Here is a 571-nt window from a genome sequence, read left to right as displayed (position 1 = left end):
GGCCGGCCGGCCCCGTTGAAGACGGTGATCGAGCAGTTGGACGCGGTGGAAGTGGTGCTGTAGCGCCGGCAGTCTTCAGCGCGCGCCCCGCGTGCCAGACCTCCCGCCGAGCACGGCCTCGGCGCTGCCGGGCAGCACGCCGCGCCGGCAGTGGGGCCATTGTTCCTGTTCCTGCAACAAACCGACTCGATGCGCCGTATTTTTCGCGCGGGCTGCTGGCCATAAGCTGCGATGAGTCCTTCGAGGAGTCCGCCATGAGCCGCCTGCCCAGCCTGTACATCTCGCATGGTTCGCCGATGACCGCGCTGCAGCCCGGGCTGGTTGGCCAGCGGCTGGCCGAGTTGGCGGCCGACCTGCCACGCCCGCGCGCCATCGTCATGGCCAGCGCGCACTGGCTGAGTGCGCAACCGCTGGTGGGGGCGCATCCGCTGCCACCGACGATCCATGATTTCGGCGGCTTCCCGGATGCGCTGTACCAGCTGCAGTACCCTGTCTCTTATACTCACTACGAACCTGCCGCCGACTCCTTACGTTCTGACTCAGGTGGTCCATGTATACTTAAAAAAAAAAA

1 protein-coding gene is annotated in these 571 nt (G+C 65.5%); it reads left to right on the top strand.

All coding sequences use genetic code 11. From position 1 onward, the window contains the following. Positions 1–254: 254 nt before the first annotated feature. Positions 255–571: dioxygenase family protein (locus tag ABB28_RS17150; protein WP_245625370.1), on the top strand; the 317-nt coding region annotated here is incomplete at its 3' end.

Source organism: Stenotrophomonas chelatiphaga (assembly GCF_001431535.1).
GTDB classification, from domain to species: Bacteria; Pseudomonadota; Gammaproteobacteria; order Xanthomonadales; family Xanthomonadaceae; genus Stenotrophomonas; species Stenotrophomonas chelatiphaga.
This window is presented reverse-complemented; position numbering and strand designations above follow the sequence as displayed.